At 43.2% G+C, this 6,897-nt stretch carries 9 protein-coding genes and 1 pseudogene; all 10 read left to right on the forward strand.

Going from position 1 to position 6,897, the window contains the following annotated elements:
* Positions 1-281: 281 nt before the first annotated feature.
* The 10 genes and pseudogenes from LJE11_RS09385 to LJE11_RS09430 all read left to right on the forward strand — a co-directional run bounded on the left by LJE11_RS09385 (position 282) and on the right by LJE11_RS09430 (position 6,758).
* Positions 282-695: a sigma-70 family RNA polymerase sigma factor gene (locus LJE11_RS09385; protein WP_227295883.1), complete on the forward strand. Its 414-nt coding sequence runs from the start codon at positions 282-284 to the stop codon at positions 693-695.
* A 95-nt stretch (positions 696-790) separates the two neighbouring features.
* Positions 791-913 (forward strand): annotated as a pseudogene (locus LJE11_RS20345) (tyrosine-type recombinase/integrase); the annotation flags it as partial.
* Between the two features lie 52 nt (positions 914-965).
* Positions 966-1,154 carry a helix-turn-helix domain-containing protein gene (locus LJE11_RS09395; RefSeq protein WP_024738628.1) on the forward strand — a complete coding sequence of 63 codons (189 nt, stop codon included), beginning with the start codon at positions 966-968 and terminating at the stop codon, positions 1,152-1,154.
* Entirely contained in the window at positions 1,147-1,839 is a 693-nt protein-coding gene (locus LJE11_RS09400; protein WP_227295884.1) for a response regulator transcription factor, read from the forward strand. The genes LJE11_RS09395 and LJE11_RS09400 overlap by 8 nt, the downstream gene beginning before the upstream one ends.
* Before the next feature lie 5 nt (positions 1,840-1,844).
* Positions 1,845-2,762, forward strand: a complete 918-nt coding sequence (locus LJE11_RS09405; RefSeq protein WP_227295885.1) for a sensor histidine kinase — start codon at positions 1,845-1,847, stop codon at positions 2,760-2,762.
* Positions 2,763-2,896: 134 nt separating this feature from the next.
* The gene (locus LJE11_RS09410; protein ID WP_007860248.1) at positions 2,897-3,823 is read left to right on the forward strand and encodes an ABC transporter ATP-binding protein; all 927 of its coding nucleotides are present in this window, start codon (positions 2,897-2,899) and stop codon (positions 3,821-3,823) included.
* Positions 3,816-4,610, forward strand: coding sequence for an ABC transporter permease (locus LJE11_RS09415; protein ID WP_008705946.1), 795 nt, complete (start codon positions 3,816-3,818; stop codon positions 4,608-4,610). Before LJE11_RS09410 ends, LJE11_RS09415 begins: the two co-directional genes overlap by 8 nt.
* 12 nt (positions 4,611-4,622) lie before the next feature.
* Positions 4,623-5,438 carry an ABC transporter permease gene (locus LJE11_RS09420; RefSeq protein ID WP_020993466.1) on the forward strand — a complete coding sequence of 272 codons (816 nt, stop codon included), beginning with the start codon at positions 4,623-4,625 and terminating at the stop codon, positions 5,436-5,438.
* A gap of 5 nt (positions 5,439-5,443) precedes the next feature.
* Entirely contained in the window at positions 5,444-5,905 is a 462-nt protein-coding gene (locus LJE11_RS09425; protein WP_008705944.1) for a hypothetical protein, read from the forward strand.
* A 439-nt stretch (positions 5,906-6,344) separates the two neighbouring features.
* Positions 6,345-6,758 (forward strand): RNA polymerase sigma factor, encoded by a 414-nt coding sequence (locus LJE11_RS09430; RefSeq protein WP_227295886.1) that lies wholly within the window; start codon positions 6,345-6,347, stop codon positions 6,756-6,758.
* Positions 6,759-6,897: the final 139 nt, after the last annotated feature.

The raw sequence follows: 6,897 nt of genomic DNA on the forward strand, positions 1-6,897 counted from the left end.
TATTTTGCCGTGCCCCTTTTACTTTTTCAAAGCTCACATGATCTACATCAGTTAAAAAAGCATTGCTCCTCCTCCGGGCAAGTATAACATTGCATCGGCATTATCGTTCCATGTGATTCAGTATAATAATGGCTGTTCTTGGCGCGCCAGTTTTCCCTCATGGAAATCTGGCGTTTTTTGTTGCCATTTTTTCGGAGATGACCCGGTTGTCTGCCGGTGTCGGTCTCCGCCTCCATTCGATTCACCCGTCAATCACCCGTGAATCGAAATGGAGGTACATAATGAAGAAAATTAACCTTCGGGAACTTTATCCTGATGTTTATACAACAGACTTTTTTGTAGATGTGACAGAGGAAGTAATGGAGACTATTCGGGCAGCTGAACGTGCGGAGACTGCGTATGAGCGAAAGATGTATCGTTATAAAGCACAGTATTCTCTGGATTGCGAGAATGGCATTGAAAATGCAGTGCTGTTGAAGCCGCAAACGCCGGAAATGCTTCTGGAGGAAAAACAGCTTCAGGAGCAGGTCTATGCTGCTGTGATGAGGCTGCCGGAGAAACAGGCAAAGAGGATTTATGCCCGATACTATCTGGGAATGACGGTAAATGAAATTGCCGAAGTAGAAGGTGTAGACCCAAGCCGTGTCCGAGACAGTATCCGCCATGGATTAAAGCAGCTTGTAAAATATTTTTGATAAAATTTCATTTGATGCGCCTGTTTTTTGCCTTTTTTGTCAGTGTTAATAAGAAGGACAAGTTTTCCTTCTTCATCAGTACATATGGAACAGTTATGAAAAGAGGTGTCCTATATTATAGGACCAGAATCAAAGACGCGAATGGTAAGCTCGTAGCTATCTACGCAAAAACACCTGAAGAACTATACAACAAAGAAACGCTTGCGTTGGAACAGATAAACTTGTATTGTTCGAGACAAAGAACTATAATGTACTCTGTGGAGGTGCATAATGGATTATATGACACTAAAAGAGGCCGCCGAAAAATGGGGCGTGACACCTCGTAGGGTAAATTATTATTGTGCTGGTGGGCGTATCCCCGGCGCTGTGAAAATGGCCGGTGTTTGGCTGATCCCAAAGAACGCAGAAAAGCCGATTGACGGAAGGACAAAACAAGGGAAGGGGTTGCACCATGAATAAAATCCTGATTATAGATGATGACAGAGAACTGTGCGCTTTGATTAAACGTAGCGTACAAGCAGAAAACATAGAAGCTGATTTTTGTAATACCGGAAAAGAGGGCTTACAAAAATTAAGAGAGCAGGAGTATCAGCTTGTGGTGCTGGATGTGATGATGCCTGGTATGGATGGCTTTGAAACGCTGGAAGAAATCCGCAAAGAGAACAGTCTGCCGATTTTGATGTTCACATCTAAAAATGACAGCATTTCTAAAGTACGGGGCTTACGGGCCGGAGCGGACGATTATCTTACAAAACCGTTTGATATGGATGAACTGATTGCCCGTATTGCGTCTCTTATTCGCCGCTACACTCGCTTTAATCAGCAAGCTGGAGCCATACAAAAGCTAAATTTTGACGGATTGCAGATTGACCTTGAAAATCGTTCTGTTACTACATCAAACGGCACTTTTGAACTGCCCCCAAAGGAATTTGATTTGCTCCTGTACTGTTCAAAATATCAAGGGAAAATTTTGACCAAACAGCAGATTTATGAGGAAGTATGGGGCGAAGAATATTTCTATGATGACAGTAACATTATGGCGATTATCAGCCGACTTCGTAAAAAATTAGAAGTCAATCCTTCAAGTCCAAAGTATATACAAACAGTCAAAGGGATTGGCTACCGGTTTAATAAGGAGGTGTAGTCAGCATGGAAATTATCGTATTCTTGTCCATTGTGATTGCTGTTGGGGCTGTATTGACTTCCATCGTTCTCGTTCGGCGTGTAAAAAAACAAATAGCAGAAATGACCGATGTGCTGGTTGATGTGAAAAACGGAAATGGCAACCGGCGTATTCTATCTGCAACAAATGAACTGACAGCACCTCTTGCCTATGAAATTAATGAGATCGTTGTGGCCTATGAAAGCAGACTTTCAACTGTACGGCAGACAGAAGAAACCAACCGCCAGCTTATGACGAGCCTTTCCCATGACGTGCGAACGCCCCTTACTACTCTGCTTGGGTATCTTGACGCTGCACACAAAGGACTGGTCATAGGAAAAGACCGGGATGATTATATTGAAACTGCCCGTCGGAAAGCTCATGATCTGAAAGAATACATTGATGTACTTTTTGACTGGTTCAAGTTAAATTCCAACGAGTTTGCTTTGGAGATCCAGAGCGTTGAGGTCGCAGAGCTGACAAGAAATATTCTGATCGACTGGATACCGATTTTTGAGGATAAACAGGTTAATTATGACATTGATATTCCTGAACAGCCTGTCCGGGTAAGATTAGATATGGATAGCTATATGAGGATCATCAATAACCTTATTCAAAATGTAATCGCTCATAGCCATGCAGACAAAATTAAAATTTCCCTGTCGAAGAAGGAAAACAGTATGGAGCTGTTGCTGGCGGATAATGGAGTGGGAATTGCGAAGGAAGATTTGAAACACATTTTTGAACGGCTCTATAAGTGTGACAAAGGACGGTCTGAAAAAGGAAGCGGTCTTGGTCTTTCTATTGTCCATCAGCTTGTAGAAAAGATGGGTGGGAGTATAACAGTTGAAAGTTTGCCGGGAAAAGGAACTGAATTTATGTTGCTTTTTCCTTTGGAGAGTTAAGCGGGTTCCCGTCTTTATGGCGGGAGCCTTTGTCATTTTACTGGATTTCAAATTGCAAGGTTAATGCAAGGTTGCGGCAAGGTTAATGCAAGGTTGGCATGATAGAATACCTTACAGAACAGGAGGTTTTGAATATGGATACAAATTATATCATTGAAACAAAAAATCTGACGAAGCAATACGGCTCACAAAAGAGTGTGGCTGACTTAAATATCCATGTCAAGCGTGGGAGAATTTATGGTCTGTTGGGTAGAAACGGAGCCGGAAAAACCACTACCATGAAAATGCTGTTGGGTTTAACGAAGCCTACTTCCGGTGAGGTCAAAATCTGGGGAAAGTCTTTGCAAGGAAATGAAAAGAAGTTGCTGCCCCGCATTGGCAGTTTGATTGAGTCCCCTGGTTTTTATCCCAATCTGACCGGCACAGAGAACCTGCGTATCTTTGCTACTCTGCGGGGTGTACCAAACAATCATGCTATCAAAGATGCTCTGGATCTGGTAGGACTGCCCTACAAAGATAAAAAGCTCTTTTCACAGTATTCTCTTGGTATGAAGCAGCGGCTTGCCATCGCCCTTGCCGTTATGCACGATCCGGAGCTTTTGATTTTGGATGAGCCGATCAACGGCCTCGATCCCATCGGTATTGCAGAAGTACGCTCCTTTATTCGGGAGCTTTGCGACGCAAGAGGAAAAACTATTTTGATTTCCAGTCACATTCTTTCGGAGATTTCTTTGCTGGCTGACGATATTGGAATTATCGACCACGGCGCGTTGCTGGAAGAAGAAAGCCTTGCTGAGCTGGAGCAAAAAAGCAGTAAGCATATCCGTTTTACGCTCTCTGATACTGCACAGGCGGCAAGAATTTTGGAACGCAATTTCCATGAAAACCATTTCTCCATACAGGACGACCACAATCTGCGCCTGCACAACCTTGATCTGCCTGTGGGGAAAATTGTAACTGCCTTTGTAGAAAACGGATTGGAGGTATCGGAGGCGCATACTTGTGAAGAAAGTCTTGAAGATTACTTCAAGCGTGTGACAGGGGGAGAAGGAATTGCTTAAACTAATCAAATGCGAATTTTTGAAATTAAAACGGAAGCCATTGGTATTTATTTCCCTACTGCTTTCTGTTTTCATGCCATTGGCTTATGCTTTCTTTCTGGCAGATGTAAACACTGATGTGGATGCTGTAAATGGAGTGATGTCCAGCCTATTCCAGCTTAGTGCATATTTGCTTTTGATGCCGCTTCTTGTGATACTGGCTTCGAATCTGTTGTTTGAGGAACTTGATAATGACACACTGAAAAACCTTGTTACCGTACCGGTAAATAGAACCAAGCTGGTGTTGTCCAAGATGCTGGTTTTACTGTTGTTTGCCGTTGGCTTTATGGCAGTTGGAGGATTGGTAAATCTTGCGGTTTTGTTGTTTCAGGGTTGGGAACCGGTTGGGTTTTGGACCTTGTTTGGCGTTGGAATTGAAGAAGGGCTGATTATGTGGGTGGGCACACTTCCCTGTATTCTGCTCGTTGTTCTTCTTAATAAAAACTATATCGTGTCTGTCGTGATTACCTTTTTCTATACGATTGCGAATTATATCCTTTCCATGAACGATATGTTTCTCACACAGCCTTTTGGTTTGAACATAGGAACCCTGTTTCCGGGGCCGCTGGCCTTCCGCTGGACATTCCAATTTTATGACCAAAGCCAGACCAGTGCGGAGTTAGCAGATTTGTTGGAACGGGTCAGTCCGTATTTTCTGAATGGTGTTCAGGTATTCGGTGTGATTATTGTGGAAGCCATTGTATTTCTTGCGCTGATTGCATTTGTTTACCGGCGACAGGAAATCTAAGGGGGTGTGACTATGTGGAACTTATTAAAATCGGAATTACTGAAACTGCGCCGGTGCCAGATTCTTTTGGTAGGGCTGGTGGCGCTTGCACTCTGTCCTTTGGTTCAGTATGGAAGTCAGTTGATTGTGGAGGCAGAGTACCGAAATCCAAATTATGATTTTTCTGCACTATTTGAAAATGTTGTTTGGGGAAACACTCAGATATTCCTTCCAATTTCACTGGTAATGATCGGAGGATGGCTTATAGACAGAGAATCCACTCATGATACACTGAAAAACATCATGACAATTCCTGTTTCTATGCCGAAAATGTTGGGAGCTAAGTTACTTTTAGTCGGTATGCTTGCAGTTCTGCTGGGAATATACAGCGTTGGCATTACCTTGATTACTGGATTGACGGTTGGATTATCGGGACTGACAGAGGAAGTGTTTTTTCATGGAGGCACGCAGATCGTGTTAGCGGCTCTGACGACCTATTTGGTCTGTATGCCGCTGATCCTGATTTTTGGGCAGATCCGAGGGGCATATCTGGGCGGTTCCATTCTGGCGTTCTTTCTTGGATACAGCATGTTGTTTTTCAAAAGTGGTATCCTTGCCAGCATCTATCCGTTCTCTGCTGCGCTGATTTTAGTGGGATTTGACATGAGTGAATATGCCGGAACAACCACATCCTCAACCCCTTTGTTGGCGGTCATTGGGGTTGGCATCATGGTTCTCTGGGCGGTGCTGTTGTTACTGATGTCCAGTAACAAAAAAGAAATGAAATCCCGTAAACAGGCAAATGCCAAGGGAAAAGGAAAGTGTGCTGTACGCAGGAAAGGAAGGTGATAGCTGTGAAGAAAATAGTTTTATCATTATGCCTGATACTATTGGGTGCTTCTGTGCTTTCAGGTTGTACAAAAGACGAATTTCTCGATCAGTATAACAATATTGTTCAGTCTGCTGGTTCCATAGCGCTTACCGGAAATTCATCCTTACAAGGTACGAAAGAAAAAGGAATTGATGATTATACAGGAAGCTATACAGCCAACTATGAGGATTTTTCAGATACAGAGTATTTGTTCGGCGGAACTTCCATAAAGCGTGAAGCTGGTAAGGATCTGTCTATTGACTGCGCGCTGGAGGTTACGGAGGGAACTGCAAAAGTATTTTGGATTTCTGGAGCTGATGAAGCAGTCACTTTGTTTGAAACAACCGGAACATATAGTGATACAATTACACTCCCTGAAGGTGGAAACTATATCGGCATTGAATGTGAGAATTTCACTGGAAACATTGAATTAAATATTGAATAATACTCTGCCGGACGACGGCAAAAGAAAAAAAGCCGTCGTAGAGCAGACAATTTGACACGCCCATTTGAAACGGCGGCTTTGATTTTCAGAGCCGCCGTTTCTTTGCGTTTGCACAAACCTATGACGACTTGCAGGGACACGGTAGCCGATTGGAGGTTATTTTGCCGTGCCCCTTTTACTTTTTCAAAGCTCACATGATCTACATCAGTTAAAAAAAGCATTGCTCCGCCTCCGGGCAAGTTTAGCATTGTATCGGCATTATCGTTCCATGTAATTAAGTACAATCGTGGCTGTTCTTGGCGCGCCAGTTTTCCATCACGGAAATCTGGCGTTTTTTGTTGCCATTTTTTCGGAGATGATCCGGTTGTCTGCCGGTGTCGGTCCCCGCCTCCATTCGATTCACCCGTCAATCATCCGTGAATCGAAATGGAGGTACATAATGAAGAAAATTAACCTTCGGGAATTTTATCCTGATATTTATACAACAGACTTTTTTGTAAATGTGACAGAGGAAGTAATGGAGACTATTCGAGCAGCCGAACGTGCGGAGGCTGCGTATGAGCGAAAGATGTATCGTTATAAAGCACAGTATTCTCTGGATTGCGAGAATGGCATTGAAAATGCAGTGCTGTTGAAGCCGCAAACGCCGGAAATGCTTCTGGAGGAAAAACAGCTTCAGGAGCAGGTCTATGCTGCTGTGATGAGGCTGCCGGAGAAACAGGCAAAGAGGATTTATGCCCGATACTATCTGGGAATGACGGTAAATGAAATTGCCGAAGTAGAAGGTGTAGACCCAAGCCGTGTCCGAGACAGTATCCGCCATGGATTAAAGCAGCTTGTAAAATATTTTTGATAAAATTTCATTTGATGCGCCTGTTTTTTTGCCTTTTTTATCAGTGTTAATAAGAAGGACAAGTTTTCCTCCTTCATCAGTACATTGCTACGAAAATAAAACTCGTAGCCAAAAACTGAACCTTGACAACAAATGTTTT

The organism is Blautia sp. DFI.1.216, assembly GCF_020594215.1.
Taxonomy (GTDB): domain Bacteria; phylum Bacillota; class Clostridia; order Lachnospirales; family Lachnospiraceae; genus Blautia_A; species Blautia_A wexlerae.